This window comes from Streptomyces sp. NBC_00096 (assembly GCF_045041305.1).
In the GTDB taxonomy this organism is placed as follows: Bacteria; Actinomycetota; Actinomycetes; order Streptomycetales; family Streptomycetaceae; genus Streptomyces.
Genome location: NZ_CP108221.1, coordinates 2,766,096 through 2,789,947, shown reverse-complemented (window position 1 = coordinate 2,789,947; position 23,852 = coordinate 2,766,096). Strand labels below are relative to the sequence as shown.

At 73.7% G+C, this 23,852-nt stretch carries 22 protein-coding genes; 10 read left to right on the top strand and 12 right to left on the bottom strand.

Annotated features, from left to right (window positions below; translation table 11 throughout):
- Window positions 1–18 precede the first annotated feature (18 nt).
- Entirely contained in the window at window positions 19–1,236 is a 1,218-nt protein-coding gene (locus OG904_RS12030; RefSeq protein WP_405490138.1) for an acetyl-CoA acetyltransferase, read from the bottom strand.
- Between the two features lie 507 nt (window positions 1,237–1,743).
- Here OG904_RS12030 and OG904_RS12025 point away from each other — a divergent pair.
- Together OG904_RS12025 and OG904_RS12020 are read left to right on the top strand one after the other, a co-directional pair.
- On the top strand, window positions 1,744–3,012 hold the full coding sequence (locus OG904_RS12025) for an acyl-CoA dehydrogenase family protein (protein ID WP_405490136.1): 1,269 nt from the start codon (window positions 1,744–1,746) through the stop codon (window positions 3,010–3,012).
- Window positions 3,012–3,485 carry a nitroreductase family deazaflavin-dependent oxidoreductase gene (locus OG904_RS12020; RefSeq protein ID WP_405490134.1) on the top strand — a complete coding sequence of 158 codons (474 nt, stop codon included), beginning with the start codon at window positions 3,012–3,014 and terminating at the stop codon, window positions 3,483–3,485. Before OG904_RS12025 ends, OG904_RS12020 begins: the two co-directional genes overlap by 1 nt.
- Window positions 3,486–3,567: 82 nt before the next feature.
- Here the strand turns inward: OG904_RS12020 and OG904_RS12015 are convergent, their stop codons facing one another.
- Window positions 3,568–4,215 carry a TetR family transcriptional regulator gene (locus OG904_RS12015; RefSeq protein WP_405490132.1) on the bottom strand — a complete coding sequence of 216 codons (648 nt, stop codon included), beginning with the start codon at window positions 4,213–4,215 and terminating at the stop codon, window positions 3,568–3,570.
- Window positions 4,216–4,495: 280 nt separating this feature from the next.
- Between OG904_RS12015 and OG904_RS12010 the strand changes: the two genes are divergently transcribed.
- From OG904_RS12010 to OG904_RS12000, 3 genes are all read left to right on the top strand, one after another.
- Entirely contained in the window at window positions 4,496–5,296 is an 801-nt protein-coding gene (locus OG904_RS12010; RefSeq protein WP_405490130.1) for a VOC family protein, read from the top strand.
- 346 nt (window positions 5,297–5,642) lie between these two features.
- Window positions 5,643–8,105 (top strand): PQQ-binding-like beta-propeller repeat protein, encoded by a 2,463-nt coding sequence (locus OG904_RS12005; RefSeq protein ID WP_405490128.1) that lies wholly within the window; start codon window positions 5,643–5,645, stop codon window positions 8,103–8,105.
- 136 nt (window positions 8,106–8,241) lie between these two features.
- Complete coding sequence (locus tag OG904_RS12000) at window positions 8,242–8,736, top strand: peptidylprolyl isomerase (protein WP_405490126.1); 495 nt, start codon at window positions 8,242–8,244, stop codon at window positions 8,734–8,736.
- 106 nt (window positions 8,737–8,842) lie between these two features.
- Here the strand turns inward: OG904_RS12000 and OG904_RS11995 are convergent, their stop codons facing one another.
- Window positions 8,843–9,412, bottom strand: coding sequence for a hypothetical protein (locus OG904_RS11995; RefSeq protein WP_405490124.1), 570 nt, complete (start codon window positions 9,410–9,412; stop codon window positions 8,843–8,845).
- Window positions 9,413–9,542: 130 nt separating this feature from the next.
- On the opposite strand from OG904_RS11995, the gene OG904_RS11990 reads away from it, so the two are divergent.
- Window positions 9,543–10,172, top strand: coding sequence for a hypothetical protein (locus OG904_RS11990; RefSeq protein WP_405490122.1), 630 nt, complete (start codon window positions 9,543–9,545; stop codon window positions 10,170–10,172).
- A gap of 22 nt (window positions 10,173–10,194) precedes the next feature.
- Here OG904_RS11990 and OG904_RS11985 read toward each other — a convergent pair whose 3' ends face one another.
- The 3 genes from OG904_RS11985 to OG904_RS11975 are packed head-to-tail and all read right to left on the bottom strand — an operon-like array spanning window position 10,195 to window position 12,609.
- A complete protein-coding gene (locus OG904_RS11985; RefSeq protein WP_405490120.1) occupies window positions 10,195–10,989 on the bottom strand; it encodes an enoyl-CoA hydratase/isomerase family protein in 795 nt (264 codons plus the stop codon).
- Entirely contained in the window at window positions 10,986–11,444 is a 459-nt protein-coding gene (locus OG904_RS11980) for a Zn-ribbon domain-containing OB-fold protein (protein ID WP_405490118.1), read from the bottom strand. Before OG904_RS11980 ends, OG904_RS11985 begins: the two co-directional genes overlap by 4 nt.
- A 13-nt stretch (window positions 11,445–11,457) precedes the next feature.
- Window positions 11,458–12,609: a lipid-transfer protein gene (locus OG904_RS11975; RefSeq protein WP_405490116.1), complete on the bottom strand. Its 1,152-nt coding sequence runs from the start codon at window positions 12,607–12,609 to the stop codon at window positions 11,458–11,460.
- 96 nt (window positions 12,610–12,705) lie between these two features.
- Between OG904_RS11975 and OG904_RS11970 the strand changes: the two genes are divergently transcribed.
- Window positions 12,706–14,412 (top strand): FadD3 family acyl-CoA ligase, encoded by a 1,707-nt coding sequence (locus OG904_RS11970; protein ID WP_405490114.1) that lies wholly within the window; start codon window positions 12,706–12,708, stop codon window positions 14,410–14,412.
- 32 nt (window positions 14,413–14,444) lie between these two features.
- Here the strand turns inward: OG904_RS11970 and OG904_RS11965 are convergent, their stop codons facing one another.
- Both OG904_RS11965 and OG904_RS11960 read right to left on the bottom strand, forming a co-directional pair.
- On the bottom strand, window positions 14,445–14,873 hold the full coding sequence (locus OG904_RS11965) for a nucleoside deaminase (protein ID WP_405490112.1): 429 nt from the start codon (window positions 14,871–14,873) through the stop codon (window positions 14,445–14,447).
- Window positions 14,870–15,745, bottom strand: a complete 876-nt coding sequence (locus tag OG904_RS11960) for an LLM class flavin-dependent oxidoreductase (RefSeq protein WP_405490111.1) — start codon at window positions 15,743–15,745, stop codon at window positions 14,870–14,872. The genes OG904_RS11965 and OG904_RS11960 overlap by 4 nt, the downstream gene beginning before the upstream one ends.
- Before the next feature lie 94 nt (window positions 15,746–15,839).
- Between OG904_RS11960 and OG904_RS11955 the strand changes: the two genes are divergently transcribed.
- Window positions 15,840–16,337 (top strand): Lrp/AsnC family transcriptional regulator, encoded by a 498-nt coding sequence (locus OG904_RS11955; RefSeq protein WP_405490110.1) that lies wholly within the window; start codon window positions 15,840–15,842, stop codon window positions 16,335–16,337.
- A gap of 29 nt (window positions 16,338–16,366) precedes the next feature.
- Here OG904_RS11955 and OG904_RS11950 read toward each other — a convergent pair whose 3' ends face one another.
- A complete protein-coding gene (locus OG904_RS11950; RefSeq protein WP_405490108.1) occupies window positions 16,367–17,080 on the bottom strand; it encodes a hypothetical protein in 714 nt (237 codons plus the stop codon).
- A 588-nt stretch (window positions 17,081–17,668) separates the two neighbouring features.
- Here OG904_RS11950 and OG904_RS11945 point away from each other — a divergent pair.
- Window positions 17,669–18,031: a four-helix bundle copper-binding protein gene (locus OG904_RS11945; protein WP_405490106.1), complete on the top strand. Its 363-nt coding sequence runs from the start codon at window positions 17,669–17,671 to the stop codon at window positions 18,029–18,031.
- 160 nt (window positions 18,032–18,191) lie between these two features.
- Here OG904_RS11945 and OG904_RS11940 read toward each other — a convergent pair whose 3' ends face one another.
- Window positions 18,192–18,920: a class I SAM-dependent methyltransferase gene (locus OG904_RS11940; RefSeq protein WP_405490104.1), complete on the bottom strand. Its 729-nt coding sequence runs from the start codon at window positions 18,918–18,920 to the stop codon at window positions 18,192–18,194.
- A gap of 121 nt (window positions 18,921–19,041) precedes the next feature.
- Between OG904_RS11940 and OG904_RS11935 the strand changes: the two genes are divergently transcribed.
- Window positions 19,042–19,833, top strand: coding sequence for an IclR family transcriptional regulator (locus tag OG904_RS11935; RefSeq protein WP_405490102.1), 792 nt, complete (start codon window positions 19,042–19,044; stop codon window positions 19,831–19,833).
- Between the two features lie 274 nt (window positions 19,834–20,107).
- Here the strand turns inward: OG904_RS11935 and OG904_RS11930 are convergent, their stop codons facing one another.
- Both OG904_RS11930 and OG904_RS11925 read right to left on the bottom strand, forming a co-directional pair.
- Window positions 20,108–20,332, bottom strand: coding sequence for a hypothetical protein (locus OG904_RS11930; RefSeq protein WP_405490100.1), 225 nt, complete (start codon window positions 20,330–20,332; stop codon window positions 20,108–20,110).
- Between the two features lie 186 nt (window positions 20,333–20,518).
- Entirely contained in the window at window positions 20,519–23,770 is a 3,252-nt protein-coding gene (locus OG904_RS11925; protein WP_405490098.1) for a BTAD domain-containing putative transcriptional regulator, read from the bottom strand.
- Window positions 23,771–23,852: the final 82 nt, after the last annotated feature.

The following is a 23,852-nucleotide window of genomic DNA, read 5'->3' as shown; positions in this document are numbered from 1 at the left end:
CAGCCGGGTTCCGCGGGATCAGTCCCGGCCCAGGATCACCGTGCCCGACGAGCAGAACCAGCCCCCCGTGCCCGAGGCGAGGGCCACCCGCGGAAGGGATCCGTCCGGTTTGTGCACCTGGCCCGCGCCGCCCTCGCCGCGCAGTTGGCGTACCGCCTCGACCAGCAGGAACAGTCCGCGCATGCCGGGGTGGCAGGCGGAGAGGCCGCCGCCGTCGGTGTTGACCGGGAGCTCGCCGTCCCGCAGGAGGCGGCCCTTCTCGACGAAGGCGCCGCCCTCGCCCTTCGCGCAGAAGCCGAGGTCCTCCAGCGTCACCAGGGTCATGTAGGTGAAGGCGTCGTAGATTTCGGCCACATCCACGTCGGCGGGGGTGAGCCCGGCGCGGGCGAAGGCCTGGCGGCCCGAGACCGCCGCCGGGGAGACCGTGAAGTCCTCCCACTCCGACATCGTGGTGTGCGAGACCGAGGTGCCCGATCCCAGGATCCAGACCGGCTCCTTCGCCGTGTCCGGTACGTAGTCCTCCGCCGCCAGCAGCACGGCGCAGCCGCCGTCCGAGCGGATGCAGCAGTTCAGCTTCGTGAAGGGGTCCGCGATCATGCCGGAGGACAGGACGTCGTCGACCGTGATCGGGTCGCGGAACATCGCGTCCGGGTTGGTGGCGGCGTTCGCCCGCGCCTGGACCGCCACTTCGGCGAGCTGCTCCAGGGTCGTGCCGTACTCGTGCATGTGGCGGCGCGCGGCCATCGCGTACTTGGAGACCAGCGTGTGCCCGTACGGGACCTCGAACTGCAGCGGGCCCCGTGCGCCGAAGGAGAGGTTCGAGGTCCGGCGGCGGGCCTTGATGTCGGCGCGTGCGGTGGATCCGTAGACGAGGAGGACCGCGTTGGCGTGGCCGGCCGCGATGGCGTCGGCGGCATGGGCGGCCATGACCTCCCAGGTGGAGCCGCCGACCGAGGTGGAGTCGACCCAGGTGGGGCGCAGGCCGAGGTACTCGGCCACCTCGACGGGGGCCAGGATGCCGAGGCCGGCCGAGGCGAAGCCGTCGATCGCCGACCGGTCCAGGCCGGAGTCGGCCAGGGCCCGGCGGGCGGCCTGCGCGTGCAGGGCGTACGGGGTGGGGCCGTCCACCCGGCCGCAGTCCGAGAGGGCGACGCCGACGACGGCGACCCGGCGGCGGGGCGGGGCATGCGGGCCGGTGGCGGTGGCGGTGGCGGAGACGGAGAGGGGTCCAGGCATGGAGCGACGGTACAACTGACGTACCGTCAGATGCTAGGGGTGCTCCCGGCGACGGCGCCGCCCACCGCGGCCGGGGGCGTCGCGGCGACCGCGAACCGGTGGAACGCCGGCAGTCCGGGGCCGCGCCCGCGCCTGGGGCCGCGCCCGCGCCTGGGGCCGCACCCGTGCCCGGCGCCCCGGGCCCGGCGCCCCGGGCCCGGCTCGGCGCGCAGCCGGGTGTCGGCCGCGGGTCGGTCGGTGGTCGGCGTGACGCCGCCCATCGCGGCCGGGGGCGTCGCCGCGACCGTGGACCCGTAGAACTCCGGTAGTCCGCGCCCGGCGTGCGGCCGGCGCCGGGCGTAGACCGGCAGGCGGTCGGCGGGCGGTCGGTGGGCGGCTGACCGGCAGTCGACCGGCAATCACCCGCCGACCGGCGGCCGGGCCGCTATTCGGGGTCGCCGCCCCCTGTGCATCTGGCGCCACCCGGCCTAACATGACGGCCCGTCAGATACGGGGAGGAGCCCGACGATGGATGCCGCCTTCACCGCGGAGCAGGACGAGATGCGCCGCACCCTGCGCGAGATCCTGGGCAAACGCTGCGGCCCGGACGAGGTCAAGGCCGCCGTCCGCACCGCCGCGGGACACGACCGGGAGCTCTGGCAGCAGCTCTCCCGGCAGCTCGGACTGCCCGGCATCGCCGTGGCCGAGGAGTACGGCGGAGTCGGCTGCACCTCCGCCGACCTGGCCCTGGCCTGCGAGGAGACCGGGCGCGTGCTGCTGCCCTCCCCGCTGCTCGCCACCGCCGTGCTCGCCGTGCCGCTGGTCACGGCCCTGGGCACCGGGGCCCAGCGCTCCGCCCTGCTCCCGCCGCTCGCGGCCGGCGGGCTCACCGCCGCGCTCGCCGTACCCGGCCCCGCCCTGGCCACCGCCCTCGCGCTGACCGGGGACAACGCCCCGGGCGAATGGGCCGGCGGCGGCCGCGCCGGCGGGGTGCAGGCCCGCGCCGTGGACGGCGGCTGGCGGCTGTACGGGGAGGTCGCCCAGGTGCTCGACGGGCACAGCGCCTCGCTGCTGCTGGTCGCCGCGCACACGGGAGGCTTCGCCCGCAGCCGCACCCGGCTCTTCCTCGTACGGGAGGACGCGCCCGGCCTCGTACGGTCACGGCAGGCCACCCTGGACGAGACCCGCCCGCAAGGGCGGATCCAGCTGCGCGACGTCGAAGCCGAACTGCTGGGCGACGAAGGCGAAGGCGAGGGCGAAGGCGCCGGCGACGTGCTCGCCGCCCTCGCCGCCACCGGACGCCGCGCCGCCGCCGTCCTGGCCGCCGAGGCGGCCGGCGCGGCCGGGCAGGCGCTCGCCCGCACCGTGGAGTACGTACGGCAGCGCGAGCAGTTCGGCCGGGCCATCGGTTCGTTCCAGGCGGTCAAACACCGCCTCGCCGACCTCTACGTGCAGGTCCAGTCGGCCCGCTCCGCCGCCTATTACGCCGCCTGGGACCCGGACCAGGGCGGCCTCGCCCTCGCCCAGGCCCTCGAAGCGCTGCGGACCACCGCCGGCGAGGCGATCCAGCTGCACGGCGGCATCGGCTTCACCTGGGAGCACGATGCCCACCTCTACTTCAAGCGGGCGGCCGCCGACGAGCTGCTCTTCGGCCCCGCCCACCGGCTGCGCGCCCACGCCGCGGAAGCCGCCGGCCTGTTCGCACCCGCACCGGCACCGGCGCATGGACCGGCAGCAGCCCCAGCCCCAGCCCAAGTCCCCGCACCCGCCCCCCGGACCGAGAAGGTGGCCGTCTGATGGCGCCCGGAGTCAAGCTGATGCAGAAGGTCTCCTCGACCATGCTGTTCGCGAAGATCGCACCGCACTTCATCCCCGCCATGGACAAGGCGGTGCACAAGCTGACCCGAGGCAAGGTCATCCTCAGCGCCCAGATGCTCCCGGGCGTGATCCTCACCGCCAAGGGGGCCAAGACCGGCGAGCCGCGCGTCACCCCGCTCGCGTGCATGCCGGAGCAGGACGGCGTGAGCTGGCTGCTGATCGGCTCGAACTTCGGCCGCCCCGGACACCCGGCATGGACCGGGAACCTGCTCAAGAACCCTGATGCGGACGTGAGTTGGAAGGGCCAGGACATCGCCGTACGCGCCCGCCTGCTGGCGGGTGAGGAACGCGCGGCGGCGTGGCAGGCGGCGCTGAAGTTCTGGCCGCCGTACGCGACGTACCAGGCGCGCATCGAGCGCGAGATCCGGCTGTTCCGCCTGGAGCGTCGCTGATCGCGGCGGAAGACCCGGCCCTGCGGGGCAGGCGGCAGCACCGGCCGCCGAAGGGGCGGCGGACCCGGTGGGGGTCCGCCGCCTACTTCGTGGGCTTCCTGCCCGTGATGCCCAGGTGGACCAGGAGCGCCAGGTTCGGCTTCAGCTCCGCCGGCTTGACGCCCCAGGTCTGGAAGCCCTTCTGGTGCGAGGCGACCGCGGCCAGCATGGCGACCAGCGAACCGGCCATCGCCGCCGGGCTGACGTCCTTGTCGACCTTGCCCTTGGCCTGGAGCTCCTTCATCGACTCCGTGAGGGAGTTGGTGACGGAGTTCAGGATCTTCATGCGGATCTTGTAGAACCGCTTGTCGCCCTCGGCCGCGCCGAGGTCGACGACCCGCAGGATCGCGTCGTTGCGCCGCCAGAACTCCAGGAATCCCTCGACGAGTTCCTCGGCCGCCGCCCAGCCCGCCTTGCCCACCCACGCACGGCCCTCGACCAACGAGGTCAGCTGCGCACCCTCGTTGGCCATGCGCTCGGCGATCTCCAGGACGGCGCCCTCGACGTCCGGGAAGTACTGGTAGAAGGTCGCGGGGGAGGTACCGGCCTTGCGGGCGACGTCGATCACTTTGACGTCGCGGTACGGCGAGGAGCTGAGCATCTCGCTGAGGCAGTCGAGCAGCTTCTGCCTCGTCGCCTGACCGCGCCGGCCGGCAACGCGGCCGTCGACGGTGCGTACTTGTCCTGTCATGCCGTCAGCTTACCGAGGGGTGATCGGCGCGCTATTCGGCCGCCTGCAAATGGGGTTACCGGACGCCTGGCCTGGGCGAAAGCCCCTCCCGGTCCGGCACCGGGACGGATTCCGGCCGGGCGGGCAGCCCGGGCGCGCCGTCCGGCACCGGGCCCCGTCCCCCGAATAGTCTTATCAACAGGCTGTGGACAAGTTTTCGGGCACATCATGATCCGGAGGACATGGCTGGGCGAGTACGGCGGAGGGTACACACCACCGCACAACGGAAGGAACCGGGCTCATGGCCGCATTCGCGGAGGGTGCACCCTGCTGGGTCGACGCCTCGCTGCCGGACGTGGAAGCGGGCAAGCGCTTCTACGGTGAGCTCTTCGGGTGGACCTTCGCCGACAGCGCCGGAGCCGAGTACGGCCACTACACCCAGGCCTACAGCCGGGGCCGCAACGTCGCCGCCCTCGCCCCCAAGCCCGACGGCCGCATGCCGACCGTCTGGGGGATCTATCTCTACACGACCGACGCGTACGCCTGCGCCCAGCGCATCCGCGCCGCCGGCGGCCAGATGGTGATGGACCCGATGCCGGTCGGCCCCTACGGGACCGCCGCGATGGCCGCCGACCCCGGCGGGGCCGTCTTCGGCCTGTGGCAGCCCGGCACCCACCACGGCTTCGACGCCCAGCTGGAGCCCTACACGTACTGCTGGAGCGAGGTCTACACCCGGGCCCGCGACGCCGTCGACGCCTTCTACGCCAAGGTCTTCGGCTACGTCCCCGAGGACCAGAACGACGACGTGGCGGGCATCGAGTACCGCGTCTGGTCCCCGCCCGGCCGCGCCCCCGGCTCGGAGACCGCCGTCCTGGGCCGCAGCCTCATCACCGACGCCTTCCCCGAGATCATGCCCGCGCACTTCCTCGCGTACTTCGCCGTCCCGGACTGCGACCAGTCCGTCGCCGTGGTGCGGCGCCTGGGCGGCCGGGTCACCGCCGATCCCGTCGACACCCCGTACGGGCGCATCGCGGTCGTCGCCGACAACCAGGGGGCGGTGTTCGGGCTGCTCTCGGAGCCCCGGATGCGGACGGGCGGCTAGGCCGTCCCTTTCGGATCGGGCCCGCGGCGTGACCGCCGCGCGGGGGGTCCCGGGCGGCGTAACGGCTTGCGGCTCAGGGTCGCGGAGTCGCCCCGTCCCGGCCGTGACCGCCCCGGCGGCGCGTCACCCCCGCGCCCTCCGTCCCCGTACCGGCGTCGCCCGCCGTGCCGGGGCCGGACCGGGCGCGGGCCTGACAGAATCGGGGGTGCGCGTCCCGGGCTTCGGCCGGGAGTGAGACGCTGCACGGGGCAGGGCCCCGCGCCGGCCGGCTCCTGCCGGTGGCGTGCTTGTCGTAGGAGCGGGCTCGTGCGGGCAGCCCGTACGGGGATGGGTGTGGAGGCGAGTGGTGGAGCAGCTGACGCAGCACGACCCGAGACGGATCGGCCCCTTCGAGGTGCTGGGACGGCTCGGCGCCGGCGGCATGGGGCTGGTCTATCTCGCCCGGTCGGCGTCCGGACGCCGGGTGGCGATCAAGACGGTGCGCACCGAACTCGCCGAGGACCAGCTGTTCCGCGTGCGCTTCACCCGTGAGGTGGAGGCGGCGCGCGCCGTCTCGGGCTTCTACACCGCGGCCGTCGTCGACGCCGACCCGCGCGCGGCCGTGCCGTGGCTGGCCACCGCCTACGTCCCGGCGCCCTCCCTGGAGGAGATCGTCCACGAGTGCGGGCCCATGCCCGCCCAGGCCGTACGGTGGCTCGCGGCCGGCATCGCCGAGGCGCTGCAGTCCATCCACGGGGCGGGGCTGGTCCACCGCGACCTGAAGCCGTCCAACGTGCTCGTCGTCGAGGACGGCCCGCGCGTGATCGACTTCGGTATCGCCAGCGGGGTCTCCAACACCCGCCTGACCATGACGAACGTCGCCGTCGGCACCCCTGCGTACATGTCGCCCGAGCAGGCCAAGGACTCGCGCAGCGTCAAGGGCGCCAGCGACGTCTTCTCGCTCGGCTCGACGCTGGTCTTCGCCGCCACCGGGCACCCGCCGTACCACGGGGCGAACCCGGTGGAGACGGTCTTCATGCTGCTGCGCGAGGGCCCCAACCTGGAGGGGCTCCCGGACGAGCTCCGCCCGCTGATCGACTCCTGCATGCAGATGGACGCCACGCAGCGGCCGACCCCGGCCGACCTGCAGGCGCAGCTGGCCCCGCACCTCTTCGAGGGCGGCGACGAGAGCGGCACCGCCTCGGCCTGGCTGCCCGAGCGGGCCGTCGCGATGATCGAGGCCCGCCGGGCGGGCCACCGCAACGCCGCGGCCGCGGCCGCCGCGGCGGCCGCCGCCGTGCCGAAGCCGGCGGGCTCCGGGCGGCCCGGCGGCCCGGACCCCGCGGCGGGCCACGGCCCGGGCCACGGCTCCGGTCCCGCCTCCGGTCCCGCCACGCACCGCCGCCAGCGCGGCGGAGCCGACCCGTGGACCGACCCGCGGACCGGCCAGGCCGTCCCGCAGCGGCCCGAGCACCCCCCGATGGCACCCTCCGGCGAGCCCGTCCGGCTCGGCGGCTCCCCGGTGCCGATCGGCCCCGGCCCGCAGGCCTCCGTATCGGCGCCCGCCGCCCATGCCGCCGCCGCGGACTCCGCGACCGGCTGGATCCGGCCGCCCGGCGGCGGCTCGGTGGCCGCAGCGGGGTCCATGGCCTCCCCGCGGTCCGAACTCGTGCCGAGCCCCGGGCCGGCCCCGGACAGCGGCCGCTGGCGGCCCTGGCGCTTCCGGATGTCCAACGAGGTCTGGGGCACCCCGACCGTGGTCGGAGAGCTGCTCTACGTCACCTCCTTCGAGGTGCACGCCCTGGACGTGGCCAGCGGCCGGCGCCAGTTCAAGACCCGGGACGTCGCCTGGTCCATGGCCGTCTCCGACGGCCGGATCCACGCCTCCGACGGCCCCTCCCTCTACGCCCTCGACTCCGTCGACGGCTCCGAGCGCTGGCGGCTGTCCACCGAGGCCTGGGTGTACGCCCTGCGCGCCGACCGGGGCACCGTGGTCACCGCCACGCGCGGGGGCGGCGTACAGGCCTGGGAGTCCTCCAGCGGACAGAAGCTGTGGGAGCTGTCCGGCGCGCAGAGCGACTTCGAGACCGTCGAGGCGGCCCCCGTCCTCCACGACGGCACGGTCTACGTGTGGCAGGACGCCCGGCTGCGCGCCCTGGACGCCCGCTCCGGCCGCGAGTCCTGGTCCTACCCGATCGGTGACGCGGCCTCCTGCGGGAACGTGCCCGTACGGGTCACCCCGGCCCCCGACGGCAACGTCTACGTGGCCGCCGGCACCCGGGTGATCTCCATCGACCGGGCCTCGGGCCGGGTCCGCTGGCACTTCGAGGCCCCCGCCGTGTTCCTCGCGCCCCCGGCCTTCGCCCCGGGCGCGGCCGTCACGGGCGGCGGCGTCTACCTCGCTGACTACCTGGGCACCGTCTACGCCCTGGACGCGGCCACCGGCAGCGACCGCTGGCGCATCGCCACGGAGTCCCGGCATTCCGCCGACCCGGTGATCGTGGCCGCCGGCAACGTCCACCTGGGCGCGGGCAGCGCCGTCTACACGCTCGACGCGGTCACCGGCACGCCGAAGTGGCGGTTCGCGGCGGGTGGCGAGATCACCGGTTCGCCGGCGGTCGCGGACGGCCGGGTCCACTTCGGTTCGGCCGACCACTGCCTGTACACCCTCGACGCGGCGGGCGGCCAGCTCCGCTGGAAGCTGGCCACCGGAGGGGAGATCAGCGGGGCCCCGGTGGCGGAGGCGGGCGTGGTCTACGCGTGCAGCAAGGACCGCTGCGTGTACGCGCTGGACGCCGCCAAGGGCACGGGCACCCGCACGGGCGGCTGAGCCGGTCGCGGGCCCCGGCCGGGCCCGCAGCCGGGTGCCCGCCCGGGCCCGTCCTGAGCTGCGGCTGAGCCGTACGGGGCCCGCGTCGCAGCCCCTCGGGGTCGCGCACTCCACCGGGAGTGACAGGATGGACCCCATGAGCAACGTATTCTTCGACATCACCATCGACGGCCAGCCCGCCGGCCGCATCGTCTTCAACCTCTTCGACGAGGTCGTCCCGAAGACCGCCCAGAACTTCCGCGAGCTCGCCACCGGCCAGAACGGCTACGGCTACGCCGGCTCCGGCTTCCACCGCGTCATCCCGCAGTTCATGCTGCAGGGCGGTGACTTCACCAACCACAACGGCACGGGCGGCAAGAGCATCTTCGGCGAGAAGTTCGCCGACGAGAACTTCACCCTGACGCACGACCGTCCGTACCTCCTGTCGATGGCGAACGCCGGCCGCAACACCAACGGCTCGCAGTTCTTCATCACCACCGTCGTCACCTCCTGGCTCGACGGCAAGCACGTCGTCTTCGGCGAGGTCGTCGAGGGCAAGGAGATCGTCGACACGATCGAGAAGCTCGGCACCCCCTCGGGCTCCACGCGCGGCAAGATCGAGATCGCGGCTTCCGGCGTCGTCGAGGCCTGATCCCCACCCCGCCCGCAACGGCTGGCCGGCCCCGCCCCCTCAGGGGACGGGGCCGCCGTCATGTCCGGGCGCGTGCGCGGGTTCGGCCGGCGGTCCGCGTCCGCGGCTACGAGTGGTCCTGCGGCGGGGTGGGCCAGGCCCGCAGGGGCGGGGACTGGGCCGGATCCGAGTCCGCGGGGTCCGAGTCCGCGGGGTGCGTGTCCCGGTCGGGCTCGGGAGCGCGGTCGCCGTTCCGGTCGGGGCCGCGGTCGCGGCGGCGGGGCCGGCCGCTCATCACGGCCGCCGCCAGGATGAGCAGGGCTCCCGCGCCGAAGGCGTTGGCCAGGCCGTCGCCCAGGCCCGTGCCGTCGCCGCCGACCGAGAGGCCGCCGGCCGCCTGGCCCTGGCGGACCATCCACAGCACGGCGAAGCCGAGGACGATGATCCCGGCGAAGGCCATGAGCAGGCGCGAGCGCAGCGCGATCGACAGCAGCACGGCGAGGGCGGCGATGAGGAACGGCAGCAGGACCGAGCCCAGCAGGGCGGCCTTGGTGTCGGTGATCCCGGCGGCGGTGAAGAGCTCCTGGACGCGGTAGTCGCGTCCGTGACGGCCGTCGTACCAGGCACGGAAGGGGCTCCAGACGGCGGCCGTCGCTCCGATCAGACCCATCAGCGAGCCGAGTACGTTGCGGATCATGCCCGGCCCTCCGGAAGAGTGGGTCTGGACCTCGATCCCGACGCTACGCCCGCCCCCCGGGTCCCGCACGCGGGGCGGCGCCGGACCCCCTGATAGCGTGCCGCCGTCTTACAAGGGGAGGGAACGGCCAATGGCGGTCACGGGGCGGCGGGTCAGACTCACGGCGGTGCTGGTGGGCGTGGTGCTCGCACTGACGGGCTTCTCGTCGACGGGAGGCAGCGGCAGCGGCGGCAACGGCAAGAGCAAGAGCAGCGGGGGCGGCTGCTCCAGCTCCAAGAGCAAGCCGAAGAAGAAGAGCCACGGCAGCGGCGGGAGCGACGGAGGCTCGGCCACGCCCACCCCCACGTCCACCTCGAGCCGGCCGCCCGCGCACGCGGAGGTCGTCACCTGCGCCGGTCCGGGCATCGCGAAGGCCACCGTCAAGGTCACCTCCGACTCGGCGGCCGAGTACGGCTTCCGCGTACCGCTGACCTTCGAAGGGGCGGCCGGCCGGGTCGACTCCGCCTCGGTGGACCTCGTGCTCAAGGCGGGCGAGAGCCGGACCGTGGACGTGGCGATGACGGGCGCGGACAAGGCGGGGGAGGTCCGGCGCTGCGTCGTCGGGCGGATCGAGACCCGCTCGGCGTCGACGTCCGGCTCGACCTCCGGCTCCACGTCCGGTTCCGGGACCTCGGGCTCCTCCGTGGACCTCCCCGACGGCAAGACCACCTCCAAGCCGAAGCCGAAGTCCAAGTCCAAGTCCTCGAAGAAGACCCGCTAGACCGGGCGGGGGTCCCGGCCCGTCAGCGGATCCGTGGCTCCGGGCCGGCTCCGCGCCGCCCCGCGAACAGCTCCGCCTGCCGCTCCGGGGCCAGGTTTCCCAGCGCCACCAGCCCGGGGGCCTGCGCCAGGGCCTGCTGCAGCGCCGCCTGCTTCGCCGCCCACAGGGACCGTACGGTGCCCTGCACGGCCTCCGTGGGGAACCCGGCCAGCGTCCCGGCCGCCCGCAGGGCCGCCGGGAGCAGTTCCTCGGGCCCGGCCAGCTCCGAGACCAGGCCGATCTCGTACGCCCGCCGCGCGGAGAGGCGTTCCGCCGTGCCCATCAGGGACATCCGGGCGGCCTCGCCGAAGGGCATGCGCTGCGCCATGTAGATGGCCTCGTAGGCGCTGACCATGCCGTAGCTGGTGTGCGGGTCGAAGTAGGTGGCGGAGGAAGAGGAGACGATGAACTCCGACTCGCCCAGCAGGTAGAACGCCCCGCCGCAGGCCATGCCGTTGACGGCGGCGACCACCGGCTTCCACAGGTCGTTCGCCTTCGGGCCGATGGCGACGAGCGGGTCGTCCACCGAGAAGGGCGAGGAGGGCTGCGGCACGGAGACGCCCCGGTCGATGCCGGTGCAGAAGGCCGCCCGTCCGGCGCCCGTCAGCACGATCGCCCGTACCCCGTCGTCGTAGCGGAACTCCCGCCAGACCGCCGCCAGTGCGGCGGCGGTCTCCAGGTCGATCGCGTTGTGCTTGCGCTCCCGGTCCAGGGTGACGACCGCGACCCCGGTGGCGCCCTCCACGTGCCGCTCCACCCGCAGGCCCGGAGCGGTCATGACTTCTCCAGGACCCAGCGCGGCACCGCCACCCCGCCCGTCTCGGTGAACACCACCTGGACCCGCGCCCCGATGCGCAGCCGCGCCGGGTCCACGGAGTCCAGGGGGGCGTCGGCCGAGGTGACGAGGTTCCCGGCGAGGCGGATGTGCGGGGCGTCGGCCAGCTCCACGAGGATCACGTTGTACGGGGCCTGCGCGGCGTAGGCCGGCAGCAGCGGCGGGTGCGGCTGGACGTAGGACCAGATCCGGCCCCGGCCGCTCATCAGGCGCCATTCGGAGTCGAAGGAACGGCAGTGCGGGCAGCAGGGCCGGGGCGGGAAGCGGAGCTTGCCGCAGCCGGGTGCGGCGCAGGCCTGGATCCGGAGCTCGCCCTGGGCGGCGTACTCCCAGAAGGGGGCGCCGTCCTCGTCGGGGACGGGGACGAGGAGCTCGTCCGCGGCTGTGGTGGTGGTCATGGTCGGCAGCTCCTCAGGCTCGCAGCAGGATGGCGGACGTCGGGACACCCTCGCCCGCCGTGACCAGGCAGGTCGAGGCGTCGGGCACCTGGGCGGTGGAGATCCCGCGCAGCTGCTTGACGCCCTCGTTGATCAGGTTGAAGCCGTGGACGTAGGCCTCGGAGAGGCCGCCGCCGCCGGTGTTGATGGGCAGCCGGCCGCCCATCTCCAGCGCCCCGCCCTCGGTGAACGCGGCGCCCTCGCCGCGCCCGCAGAAGCCGTAGCCCTCCAGGGAGAGCGGGATCAGCGGGGTGAAGGCGTCGTAGATCTGGGCGACGTCCACGTCCTGCGGCCCGAAGTCGGCCTGCTTCCACAGGTGGCGGGCGGCGGTCCAGGCGGGGCCGGAGAGCGGGTCGTCGTTCCAGTAGTTGACCATGCCGTGGTGCTGGGAAGGCAGGCCCTGGGCCACGGAGTGGACGTAGACGGGCTTCTGGCGGCAGTCGCGGGCCCGCTCGGCGGAGACGATCACGCAGGCCAGGGCGCCGTCGGTCTCCAGGCAGTTGTCGAAGAGGCAGAGCGGGTCGCTGATCATGCGCGAGGTCATGTACATCTCGCGGGTCAGCGGGCGCTCGTACATCATCGCGGCCGGGTTCTCGTTGGCCCGGTTGCGGCAGGCCATCGCGACGTTGAAGAGGTGGTCGCGGGTGGCCCCGTACTCGTGCATGTAGCGGCGGGCCAGCATCCCGATCTCGTCGGCGGGGCGCAGCAGCCCGAAGGGGCGCGTCCACTGGCCGGGGGTGGGGAGCTGGACGGCGGTGTTCTTCCACGGGCGGGGGCCGGAGCCGCGCTTGCGGGAGCGCCACGCGACGCCGACGCCGGCCTGGCCGGTGGCGACGGCGGCGGCCAGGTGGCCGACGGTGGCGCAGGAACCGCCGCCGCCGTAGCCGATCTTGGAGAAGAAGGTGACGTCACCGGCCCCGATGGCCTTGGCGACCTCGACCTCGTCGGTCTCCTCCATGGTGTAGGAGGAGAAGGCGTCGACCTCCGAGGGGTCTATCCCCGCGTCGGCCAGCGCCGCGAGAATGGCCCGGCAGGCCAACTCTTTTTCGGACTGCGGCAGTTGTTTGGCAAAGGCGGTCTGCCCGATGCCGACTATCGCCGTAGCGTCCTTGAGCGTTGCCGCCATCGCCACCTCCGGGGTGCGCACCAGTACTGACAGCCGCGAAGGCTACAGCTAATCTGACGGATAGTCAGCTACTGGTGTTGCAGGGAGGGGCGGACGATGACCGAAGACGGGCGCGGAGCCACTGGCGCGACGGAGGGCACGGCCGGGGCCGGGGCCGGTGCCGGGGCCGGGGCTGAGGTCGTGGCCGGGGCCGCGGACACCGCCGGGCGCGGGGACCTGGCGTGGAGCAGCATCGGCGCCCTCGTGCGCGACGCCGCCACGCGCTACGCCGACCGGGAGGCCGTCGTCGACGGCCGCGTCCGCATCGACTACGCGCAGCTCGGCGAACGCGTCGAGCGGGCCGCCGCCGCCTGCATCGCCGCCGGGATCGAACCGGGGGACCGTGTCGCCGTCTGGGCGCCCAACACCCTGGAATGGATCGTCTCCGCCCTCGGAGCCGTCTCCGCCGGAGCCGTACTGGTCCCCCTCAACACCCGTTTCAAGGGCTCCGAAGCCGCGTACGTCCTCCAGCGCAGCCGCGCCCGGCTCCTCTTCGTCACCGGCACCTTCCTCGGCACCTCCTACGTCGCCTCCCTGCGCCGCGCCGCCGCCGAGGGGCCGGGCCCCGGACCGCTGCCCGGCCTGCCCCACCTGGAGCAGGTCGTCGTCCTGTCCGAGGACGCCCCCGACTCCTTCCGCACCTGGAAGGACTTCCTGACCGGCGGGGACTCCGTACCCGCCGCGGCCGTGGCCGCCCGTACGGCCGCCATCCCCGCCACCGCCCCCTCGGACATCATCTTCACCTCGGGCACCACCGGCAGCCCCAAGGGCGCCGTCATCACCCATGCCCAGTCCCTGCGCTGCTACGAGGTGTGGAGCGAGCTCGCCGGACTGCGCGAGGGCGACCGCTACCTGATCGTGAACCCCTTCTTCCACACCTTCGGCTACAAGGCCGGCATCATCGCCTGCCTGATGCGCGGGGCCACGATGGTCCCCCAGCCCGTCTTCAACGTGGACACCGTCCTCGCCAACATCGCCGCCGAGCGGATCTCCGTACTCCCCGGCCCGCCCACCCTCCACCAGTCGCTCCTCGACCACCCCCAGCGCGACCACCACGACCTCTCCGCCCTGCGCCTGGTCGTCACCGGCGCGGCCGTGGTCCCCCTCCAGCTCGTCGAACGGCTCCGCGGCGAGCTGCGGATCGCCACCGTCCTCACCGCCTACGGACTCTCCGAGGCCAGCGGCATCGTCACCATGTGCCGCCGCGGCGACCCGGCGGAGATCATCGCGGCCACCTCCGGGCGCGCCATCCCGGGTACGGAACTGCGCATCGCTGGGGCCGAAGGGCAGGCACTGCCCGCCGGGCAGGCCGGCGAGGTGTGGGTGCGCGGCCACAACGTCATGCGGGGCTACTTCGAGGACCCGGCCGAAACCGCCGAGGCCATCACCCCCGAGGGCTGGCTGCGCACCGGGGACGTGGGGGTCCTCGACACGGACGGGAACCTGCGCATCACCGACCGGATCAAGGACATGTTCATCGTCGGCGGCTTCAACGCCTACCCGGCCGAGATCGAGCAACTCCTCGGCCTGCACCCGGACATCGCGGACGTGGCCGTGGTCGGCGTCCCCGACCCGCGCCTGGGCGAGGTCGGCAAGGCGTACGCGGTCCGCCGCCCGGGCGCGGTCCTCACGGCCGACGACCTGATCGCGTGGTCGCGCCGGGAGATGGCCAACTACAAGGTCCCGCGCGAGGTGGAGTTCGTCGCCGAACTCCCGCGCAACGCCAGCGGCAAGGTCCTCAAACGGGAACTCCGCACCCGCTGAACGCGGCGGCGGCGCGGGCCGGGGACCGGTGGTCAGCGGTAGTACGGCTCGACCACGGCCCGCACCTCCTCGAACAGCGCGGGTCCGTCCTGCGGGACGGGCGGCCGTCCGCTCGCCGGCCTGATGCCCAGGAGCTGTTCGCCGGACAGGGCGAACACCACCCGGCGCAGGCCGGCCAGCCGGATGGCCGGCTCGCACATTCCGCACGGCTCGCAGCTGGTGTACATCGTGGTCCGCGCCGCCGTGGCCGCGTCCAGCTGCCGCCCGGCCCACCTGGCCAGCTTCAGTTCGGGGTGGGCGGTGAGGTCCCGGTCGGTGAGCGTCGTGTTGTGCTCCTCCGCCAGGACCGTGCCGCCGGGTCCCACCAGCAGCGCCCCGAACGGCGGGTCGCCGCCCGCACGGGCCTTGGCGGCGAGCGCGATGGCCCGCCGCAGGAGCGCGTGGTCCTCGTACGCGGTCATGACAGCCCACCGCTCCGTTCCGGTTCCGCGCCGGACGGGCGGAAGTGCGCGGCCACCGTGGCCAGCGCCTGCCAGGCCGCCCGGGGGTGGGAGGTCTCGCGGGGGTCACCGCCGTAGTGGTCGAGGACCACGGTCCCGGCCCCCAGCAGCCGCAGCTGCTCGAGGTCGTCCATGATCTGGTCGATCGTGCCCTCCCCGGCGAGCCGCTGCGCGCCTTCGACCGGCGCCGCGGTGGGCCTGAGCGCGATCCGCGGGGCCAGCGCGGGCGCGGGGAGCCCCTGCTCGTCCGCGTACGCCGCCATCCGGACCACGGCCGCGCACAGCCACGGCAGGGTGGGGCGCAGCGGATGCCACGCGTCCCCGAGCCGTACGGCCCTGCGCAGCCCCGCGTCGCTGTTGCCGCCGACCCACACGGGGATCCGCCGCTCCCCGAGATCGGCGGTGTCCTGCCAGGCCGCCCGGACGGCCCGGAGGTGCTCCTCGGTCAGCCGGCCGCGCTGCTGGAAGGGGATCCCGAGGGCGGCGAACTCCTGCCGCGCCCAGCCCACCCCCACGCCGAGGACCAGCCGGCCGCCGCTCAGGGCGTCCAGGTTGGCCGCCATCCGGGCGGTGAGCAGCGGGTGCCGGTAGGGGGCGATCAGGACGGTGGTGCCGAGCCGGATCCGGGTGGTGAGGGCGGCGAGCCAGGACAGGGTGGTGAACGGCTCGTAGAAGGGGGCCGGATAGCGCGCGGCGACGTCCGGGGTGATGGCGATGTGGTCCGAGACCATCAGCAGGTCGAAGCCCAGGCCCTCCGCGGTCCGGGCCGCGTTCCGCAGGACTCCCGGGTCGGTGCCGGGGCCGAAATTGAGGATGTTGACTCCGATCTTCACGACGTCGAGCCTAGTCAGCCGGTACGGGCCGCCAGAAGGGATTCCTGCCTGTTCAGGGGCAGTTCGCCCGTGGATCCCCCGGTAATCTGACCGGATGACCGAGAATCTCGACGCGACGGACTGGGCCATCCTGGACGAGCTCCAGCGGGACGGCCGGATCGCGTTCACGGAGCTCGCGCGCCGGGTCAATCTGAGCGCGTCGGCGACGACGGAGCGGGTGCGCCGGCTGGAGGCGGCCGGGGTGGTCACCGGCTACCGTGCGGAGGTCGATCTGGAGCGGACCGGGTACATGGCGCTGGCCGTGGTCCGGCTGAAGTACCCGGGAACCCGGCACGAGCCGCTGCACCGGCTGCTGGGGGAACGCCCGGAGATCCTGGAGTGCCTGCGCACCACCGGGGACGACTGCTACGTCCTGAAGGTGGCGGCCACCTCGATGGCCCACCTGGAGGAACTCGTCGACGCACTGGCGCAGTTCGGAAGCACGACCACCAACCTGGTCCTCAGCCGCCCGCAGCCGCTGCGGGGACCGCGGGCCCCCGTCCCGAGCCCCCGCACGGCCCCGTCGCCCGCCGTCGCCCGCACCGCTTCCTGAGGGGCCGTCCGCACCCACTCGGTGCCTGCTCAGCGTGGGGCACGGTGCGTTGTGGGGGCGTGGGTGGAGTCGAGCTGGCGCACGAGTTGGTGGAAGCAGAAGAGAACGGTGATGGGTGGCAGTCCCGCGACGGTGACGCCGCTGGGGGTGATGGGGACCTCGGAGATGCAGAGCGCGATGGTGAGAGTGGTGAAGAGGATGGCTACGCACCAGGAGTGCGTGGTGTGGCGGCGGCAGGTGCGGGCGCCACGCAGGATGCTGAGGATTGCCGCGGCCCAGGGAGCGTAGACGAGAAGCGGCCAGAGGAATGCGGTGCCGGGTGGGGCGGTGCTGTCGGCGAGGCGGTGGAGCGACGGGTAGGAGACCATCACGTTCAGCGCGCTCACGGATGCGGTGATCACCGCGGTCAGCAGCGCGGATGTGAGGCGTAGCGCGCGCAGGGACGGCGGCCTCGACGGTTCGGCGTGTTGACCGGAGAGCCTGCGGGAGGTCCTGCGGTGGTGGCCGGGTGCTGGACGCGGTTGCGGCACCGGGGAACTGGAGGGGCGCCTGGGGAGCGGCAGGAGGTCGGCGAGTTCGAGGCCGTAGGGCGGGGTGAAAGAGGCGTCGGGGAGCCGGTCGATGGCGTTGCGCTGATGGAAGGTCCATGCTCCGGGGGGCTCGGGCACGAGGGTTCCCGGGGGTTCCGCGGGCGTGGCGTAGCGATCGGGGGGATCGGGCTGGAAGTCGTAGAGGTTGTACATGGCGGGTCATGGGCCCCTGTCTGAGTGTGCGATCGGGTAGTCCGCGACGCAGTCAGTGAGAGTGGGGGAATCCCGTCGCAGCCGGTCCCCGGGCGGTCTGGAGCCTGTCGAGTTCGGCGGCCAGTTTTTCCAGGAGGTCTGCGGTGTAGTGCAGTGTCACGCACTCGTCGACGTTTTCCAGGCGAGCGGGAGCGTGGCCCGATCCCCAGTCGTGAGCACTGATGCCGGTCAGGGGCCTGAGGGTCCAGAACCCGAGACTGCGGACCTGGCAGAAGGTTTGGGGATACATGCCAGCGAAACGAATAGGCCATTTAAGAAGAAACGGTTCACCATCTGAGTTGTCATCCATGTGGGCTATAAGTCGTCAAGGCTCATAAGGGGAGGAATGTTTCTGCATTCCATGGAGAGCACATGTCGGCGTCGGCGGAGTTCAGCCACTACCGGCGGTCAGTGGGAGCCGTGCCGATCGGTGAAACCCTCCGTCGAGCGTGACGGGTCCGTTTCCGTCCGGTGGTGGGCCTGTGCTCCTGGCCGTAAAACGGGGACATGGCGGCCGGATCCCGGCCGCCACCACTCGTAGGAGGAATCATGACCCAGCAGTCCGCCTTGGCCCCGCTCAGCAAGACGATGCAGGAGGCCATCGAGGCGTGCATGTCCTGTCACGCGGTGTGCGAAGAGGCCATGAGCGCCTGCATGTCCGGGGGTGGCCAGGCCCAGATGCAGATCATGCGCGCGCTCATGGACTGCTCCGAACTCACCCGCATGTGCGCTGACATGGTCATGCGGCGCTCGCGCATGTCGGCCGAGATGTGCGCCCTGTGCGCGAAGGCGTGTGACATGTGCGCTGAGGCGTGTAGGTCCATGCCTGACGACCCGCAGCTCATGCGCTGCGCCGATGCGTGTAGCAGCGCCGCGGAGATGTGCCGTTCGATGGCCGGTGCCGCGATGTGACGACTGCCCCGCGGCAGCGGTTCCAGGTGCGGCGGCACGGTCAGGAGCAGTGCTCGCGGCCTGTGGACCGGCCCGGGACGGGGTGCCTCGCGAGATGCGGAGGGCGCACCGTCCCGGGTGACCGGCTCGGGGCCACCGGCAGGGCCGGGCCCTCAGACGGCTACGCCTCGCGCCGGGCCAGGACCAGGCGCCAGCGCGGGGTGCCGTCCTCGCGGTGGCCGAAGTGGGGGAGCGGGGTCGTCTCCACCGTGAAGCCGGCCGCGCGGAGGTCGGTGCGGACGGGGCCGAAGGGGAAGGTGCGGTAGTACATGACGAACGGGGGGCGCCAGACGGCGTTGCGCACGCGCATCGCCGCGTCGAAGCCCGCCAGGGCCCACCAGGCCGGGCGGCTCGGCGGGATCGGGGCGCCGATCGGGAAGGCGAAGACTCCGCCGGGGCGCAGGGCCGCGTGGACCCCGGAGAAGACGGCGGGGCGTTCGGCCGGGAGGAAGTGGCCGAAGGCGCCGAAGCTGACCGCCAGGTCGTAGGAGTTCCCGAGGCCGGCCGGGAGGGCGCGCGCGTCGGCCCGCAGGAGGTCCACGCGCTCCTCGGGGTGGGCGAGGCCCGCCTCGGCCAGCATGCCCGTGCTCAGGTCCACGCCCGTCACCCGGCCCCGGCACAGCCGGCGCAGCATCCCGAGGCCGGCGCCCGTACCGCAGCACACGTCGAGTCCGGTGCCGAAGGAGCCTTCGTGCCGGGCGAGGGTCTCCTCGACCGCGTCGAGCATCCGGTCGGGGGTGCGGAAGGGGGTCTCGTCGAACTTGGGCGCCAGCAGGTCGTAGCCCCGCTCGATGGAGGACAGGGCCTGTACGGCCAGTTCGCGGAGGGTCGGGCCCTGGGAGGTGAACACACGGTCAGAGTAGTGAGGGACGGGGCTCCCGGTAGGCATTTCGGGCCGTTCGACCCAGGGCAAAACGGGCATCCGGTGCCGTAGGGTGGATCCCGTCATTTTGCCAATCCTTGGGGTTTCCGTGGCCAGTGCCATACCGGACGGAGTGCCGGTCCAGCGCATCGGCCGGAGCTCGGCGTCCGGCAGCGCACTGGAGAAGACCCTGCGCATCACGGAGGCCCTGACCGCCTTCGGCGGGCCCCACCGGCTCGCGGAGCTGTCGGCGGCCTCCGGGGTCCCCAAGTCCAGCACCTACCGGATCCTCGTCTCCCTCGTCGAGCAGGGCTACGCCGTCACCGACGGCGCAGGCCGCTACGGCATCGGCCTGCGCACCCTCGCCGCCCAGGTCTCCACCGACCGGTCCGAGGGCATCGTCGAGCTGCTGGAATTCCTCCAGAAGTCCACAGGCCAGGCCGTCCACCTGGCCCTGCGCACCGACCACGCGCTCACCTGCGTTCGGAAGGTCGAGGGCCTCCAGCCCTTCCGGACCGGCTCGCGCGTCGGGACGCGGATGCCGATGCACGCCACCGCCATCGGCAAGGCCGTCCTCGCGCACCTGCCGCCGGAGGAGGCCGAGAGCATCGTCCGCGCCGCCGGGGCGCCCGCCCTGACCCCGCGGACCCTTGTCGACCCGGCCCGGCTCGCGGCCGACCTGGGCCAGGTCCGTACGCGCGGCTACGCCGTCGACGACGAGGAGCACGAGCCCTCCGTACGCTGCCTGGGCGCGCCCGTCTTCGACAGCTCCGGGGCGCCGGTGGGCGGGGTGAGCCTGACCGCCGTCACCTTCCTGACCGCGCGGGCGGAGCTGGAGCGGTTCGCGCCGGCGCTGCTGGAGGCCGCGCGGGGCGTGGAGCGGCTGCTCCGGCTGGGGTGAGGGGCTCCTCCTCCGGCCGGGCGAGCGCATCCTCCGACTGGGCGAGAGCCTCCTCCGGCCGGGCGAGCGCCTCCTCCGGCCGGGGTGAGGGCATCCGGACGCGCGCATACGGCGGCCGCGGTGGTCCCCCTCCTGGCCACCGCGGCCGCCGTCCCCCCGTGCACCCCGTGGGTCCCCCCGGAACCCACGGTCCCCCGTGGTACGTCCTGCCGTGTAAGGCCCGGGCCCCCGTTTTCCCCCGTGTTCCCGGGCCTTACGCGTCCTGAGACCCCGCTTACAGACCCGGACCGGACGCGTGGTTGTCCAGCGTCACGATGTCCTGGTCGGAGGCGTGGTTGTCGAGCGGCTTGGCGACCGGGTTCGCAACCGGATCGCCGAGCGGCTTGATCTCCACGCCCGACGCGTGGTTGTCCAGCGGCTTGATGTCGACATCCGAAGCGTGGTTGTCGAGCGGTCGTATGTCACCGTCGGTCGGCAGGATGTTCTCGTTCGTCGTCATCGGGTCTCCTGATGGGTGGGTCGGGCCCGTTCGGCGATTCCCCCGAGGATCGCCGAACGGGTGGTCCTCCAGTCGACCCGGGTGCCCCCCCGACACGTCGAGTCGATGAACCCCATACTGGCGTGAAGCGATAAACGAACGATGAACGCCTCGTTCAGCGCTCAGCCCGCTCCGGGGCGAGCCGCCTCAAGCCGCGATCTCCGCCGCCAGCAGGGCCCGTACCTCCGCCAGTTCCGGCGACTTGAGCTGCGTGAACACCACCTCGGCGTCCCGCCAGCACACCCGCGCCCGGTCCCGCTGCCCCAGCTGCCGCAGCGCCCGGCCCAGCACGGTCAGCACCGTGGCGCGGCGCCACTCGCCGCCGATGCCCCGCAGGGCGATGGCCTGTTCGGCGTGCGAGGCGGCCAGCGTCGGCCGGCGCGCGGCCAGGTGGACCTTGGCGAGCCGGAAGTGCGTCACGCCCTCCCACAGGGGCTGGCGGTTCTCGTGGAACAGCGTGAGGGCCTCGCTGAGCTGCGAGTGGGCCTCGGCGAGCCGGTCGGCCTGGGTGAGGGCGATGCCCAGCGCGTAGCGGCCGTTGGCCAGGCGCAGGGTGAGTCCCATCCGGTCGTAGATGGCGATGCCCTGCCGGGCGAGGTCGATCGCGCTGGTGAGCCGGCCCTGCTCCACGTGGATGCGGGAGAGGTTGCACAGGGCGCTGGCCTCGCCGACGTAGTTCGCGTCGGCCCGGAAGTTGGCGATGGCCTCCAGCAAGTACCGCTCGCCGTCGTCGTAGCGGCCCTCGTAGAGGGCGATGATGCCCCGGTCGTTGGGCGCCCAGCAGCTGGGCAGCGGGTCCCCTGCGGTGCGGGCGAGCAGCGTGGCCCGGCGGGCCTCGTCGTCCGCCTCGGCGAAGCGGCCCGCGACCAGGTGGGTGTTGGTCAGGGTGGTGCGGGCCCGGCCCTCGGCGTACGGGTCCTGCGCGGCCTGCGCGGCGTCCCGCAGCGCGGTGGCGGCCGACTCGTACTGCTTGGAGTTGGCGCCGGACTCCGCGAGGTCCTTGGCCGCCCACAGCAGGTCCACGGCCCGGCGCAGCACGGCCGGGGCCGCGGCCTCCGCGGTCGCGGGTCCGCCGCCCTGCCGGGGCGCGGGTACGCCGGCCGGCCCGGCCGGGCGCGCGGCGGACTGCCGTACGCACGCGAGCAGCGGGTCGGCCTCGGCGTACAGCCAGTCCTGGGCGGAGTGCGGCTCGGTGAAGACCAGCCCCGGCTGGCGGGTGGCGGACAGGTGGGCGACGAGCCGGTCGCCGGGCCGCTCCAGGCCGTACACCCCGGCGGCGGTGGCCAGGTAGAAGTCCAGCAGCCGGTCCAGGGCGGCGTCGCGCCGGCTCGGCGGCTGCTCGTCGCGCTCGGCGCACGCACGGGCGTAGAGGCGTACGAGGTCGTGGAAGCGGTAGCGCCCGGGCGCGGCAGATTCGAGCAGGGAGCAGTCGACTAAAGCCTCGAGCAGGTCCTCGGTGGCGTGCTCCGGCCGGTCCAGTACGGCCGCTGCCGCGGCGAGCGAGATGTCCGGCCCGTCGGGGAGCCCGAGGAGGCGGAACGCACGCTGCTGGCCGGGCTCCAGCTGGCCGTAACCGAGCTCGAAGGTGGCCTTGACGGCGAGGTCGCCGGCCTGGAGCTCGTCGAGGCGGCGGCGCTCGTCGGCGAGCTTGGCGGCGAGGACCGAGACGGTCCAGGTGCGGCGGGCGGCGAGCCGGGAGGCGGCGATGCGGATGGCGAGCGGCAGGAACCCGCAGGCGCCGACCACGTCGAGGGCGGCCTGGCGCTCGGCGCGGACGCGCTCCTCGCCCACGATGCGGGTGAAGAGCTGCAGGGCCTCGTCGGGGCTCATCACGTCGAGGTCGACGAGGTGGGCGCCGGCGAGGCCCGCCATCCGGACCCGGCTGGTGACCAGCGCGGCGCAGCCCGCGGTGCCCGGCAGCAGCGGCCGGACCTGGGCGGCGTCCCGGGCGTTGTCGAGGAGGACCAGGACGCGCCGGCCGTCGAGGGTGGACCGGTAGAGCGCGGCCCGTTCGGCAGGGGAGTCGGGGATCGAGGTGTCGGGGGTCCCGAGGGCGCGCAGGAAGGAGCCGAGGACGGCCTCGGGTTCGGCGGGGCGGGCCTCGGTGCCCTGGAGGTCGACGTAGAGCTGTCCGTCGGGGAAGTGCGGGCGGGCGGCGTGCGCGACGTGCACGGCGAGGGTGGTCTTGCCGACGCCGCCGATGCCGGCGAGCGCGGAGACCGCCATGACCTGGCCCTCGGCGCCGCCGAGGATCTCGCCGAGTTCCCGGACGAAGCTGGTGCGGCCGGTGAAGTCGGAGACGGTGGCGGGCAATTGGGCGGGCCTCACGTGTGCGGGTGCGGCGGCCGGGGTCGGTTCTTCACCGCGGGCCAGTTCGGAGTCGGCGCGCAGGATGCGCTGCTGGAGGTCGGAGAGTTCGGGGCGCGGGTCGACGCCGAGTTCGTCGGCGAGGAGCCGGCGGGTGTCGGCGTACACGGCGAGGGCCTCGGCCTGGCGTCCGCTGCGGTAGAGGGCGAGCATCAGCAGCTCGCGCAGCCGCTCCCGCAGGGGGTGGGCGGCGGTCAGCGCGGTGAGCTCGGAGACGGCCTCGGCGTGGTGGCCGAGCTCCAGGTCCAGGTCCAGGCGGGTCTCCAGCAGCTGGAGGCGCCACTCGGCGAGGCGGGTGCGCTCGGTGTCGGCGTGCGGTCCGGGTACGCCGGCCAGCGGTTCGCCGTCCCACAGGTTCAGGGCGCTGGCCAGCAGCGTACGGGCGAGGGCACGGTCGCCCTTCTCGCTGCGCGCGGCCTCGGCGTCGGCGGCCAGGGCCCGGGCGATGCCCAGATCGAGGGCCTCGTGCCGGGGCAGGCGGATGGCGTAGCCGCCGGACTCGCTGACGAGGAGCCCGGGGTCGAGGACCTTGCGCAGGCGGGAGGCGTACGTACGGATCGTCGCGAGGGCCTGCTGCGGGGGGTCCTCGCCCCAGATGGCGTCGATCAGCTCGGGCGCGGTGGCGGTGCGGCCGTCGCGCAGCAGGAGCACGGCGAGCAGGGCGCGCTGCTGCGGGGTCCCGGAGGGCAGCGCCTCGGAGCCGCGCCAGGCACGGATGGGGCCGAGGACGGCGAAGCGGTTCCCGGTGGTGGCGGAGGCCTCTGCCGCGGGTGCCGTTCCGGGCTGCGCCGGGGCTTCCGCTCCGGGCTGCGCCGGGGCTTCCGATTCGGCCTTCGCAGCGGCTTCCGCTCCGGCCTCTGCGGCGGTTTCCGCTGCGGCCTCTGCCGGGGCTTCCGCTCCGGTCTTCGCCGTGGCTTCCGATTCGGCCTTCGCCCCGGTCCCCGCGGCTGCGGCCACGACTCCGGTTCCCACCGCGGTGTCACCGGACTCGGGGTGGTTCCGCTGGTGCGGGATGGCCGGTGTGCCGTCCATCTGGTGTCCCCCCTGCCTTCCATAGGTGTAAGGGTCAGTCTGCCCTGTGTTGCGCGTACACGTCAGTCCGTAACGACACCGG

What these genes read in the sequence shown, in the direction of transcription:
- OG904_RS11970 (WP_405490114.1), top strand. Translation starts at nt 12,706, where the DNA reads ATGACCGAAGACGGGCGCGGAGCCACTGGCGCGACGGAGGGCACGGCC.
- OG904_RS11950 (WP_405490108.1), bottom strand. Translation starts at nt 17,080, where the DNA reads ATGTACAACCTCTACGACTTCCAGCCCGATCCCCCCGATCGCTACGCC.
- OG904_RS11975 (WP_405490116.1), bottom strand. Translation starts at nt 12,609, where the DNA reads ATGGCGGCAACGCTCAAGGACGCTACGGCGATAGTCGGCATCGGGCAG.
- OG904_RS12010 (WP_405490130.1), top strand. Translation starts at nt 4,496, where the DNA reads ATGGCCGCATTCGCGGAGGGTGCACCCTGCTGGGTCGACGCCTCGCTG.
- OG904_RS12025 (WP_405490136.1), top strand. Translation starts at nt 1,744, where the DNA reads ATGGATGCCGCCTTCACCGCGGAGCAGGACGAGATGCGCCGCACCCTG.
- OG904_RS11990 (WP_405490122.1), top strand. Translation starts at nt 9,543, where the DNA reads ATGGCGGTCACGGGGCGGCGGGTCAGACTCACGGCGGTGCTGGTGGGC.
- OG904_RS11955 (WP_405490110.1), top strand. Translation starts at nt 15,840, where the DNA reads ATGACCGAGAATCTCGACGCGACGGACTGGGCCATCCTGGACGAGCTC.
- OG904_RS12000 (WP_405490126.1), top strand. Translation starts at nt 8,242, where the DNA reads ATGAGCAACGTATTCTTCGACATCACCATCGACGGCCAGCCCGCCGGC.
- OG904_RS11980 (WP_405490118.1), bottom strand. Translation starts at nt 11,444, where the DNA reads ATGACCACCACCACAGCCGCGGACGAGCTCCTCGTCCCCGTCCCCGAC.
- OG904_RS11985 (WP_405490120.1), bottom strand. Translation starts at nt 10,989, where the DNA reads ATGACCGCTCCGGGCCTGCGGGTGGAGCGGCACGTGGAGGGCGCCACC.
- OG904_RS12015 (WP_405490132.1), bottom strand. Translation starts at nt 4,215, where the DNA reads ATGACAGGACAAGTACGCACCGTCGACGGCCGCGTTGCCGGCCGGCGC.
- OG904_RS11995 (WP_405490124.1), bottom strand. Translation starts at nt 9,412, where the DNA reads ATGATCCGCAACGTACTCGGCTCGCTGATGGGTCTGATCGGAGCGACG.
- OG904_RS11930 (WP_405490100.1), bottom strand. Translation starts at nt 20,332, where the DNA reads ATGACGACGAACGAGAACATCCTGCCGACCGACGGTGACATACGACCG.
- OG904_RS12030 (WP_405490138.1), bottom strand. Translation starts at nt 1,236, where the DNA reads ATGCCTGGACCCCTCTCCGTCTCCGCCACCGCCACCGCCACCGGCCCG.
- OG904_RS12020 (WP_405490134.1), top strand. Translation starts at nt 3,012, where the DNA reads ATGGCGCCCGGAGTCAAGCTGATGCAGAAGGTCTCCTCGACCATGCTG.
- OG904_RS11965 (WP_405490112.1), bottom strand. Translation starts at nt 14,873, where the DNA reads ATGACCGCGTACGAGGACCACGCGCTCCTGCGGCGGGCCATCGCGCTC.
- OG904_RS11945 (WP_405490106.1), top strand. Translation starts at nt 17,669, where the DNA reads ATGACCCAGCAGTCCGCCTTGGCCCCGCTCAGCAAGACGATGCAGGAG.
- OG904_RS11925 (WP_405490098.1), bottom strand. Translation starts at nt 23,770, where the DNA reads ATGGACGGCACACCGGCCATCCCGCACCAGCGGAACCACCCCGAGTCC.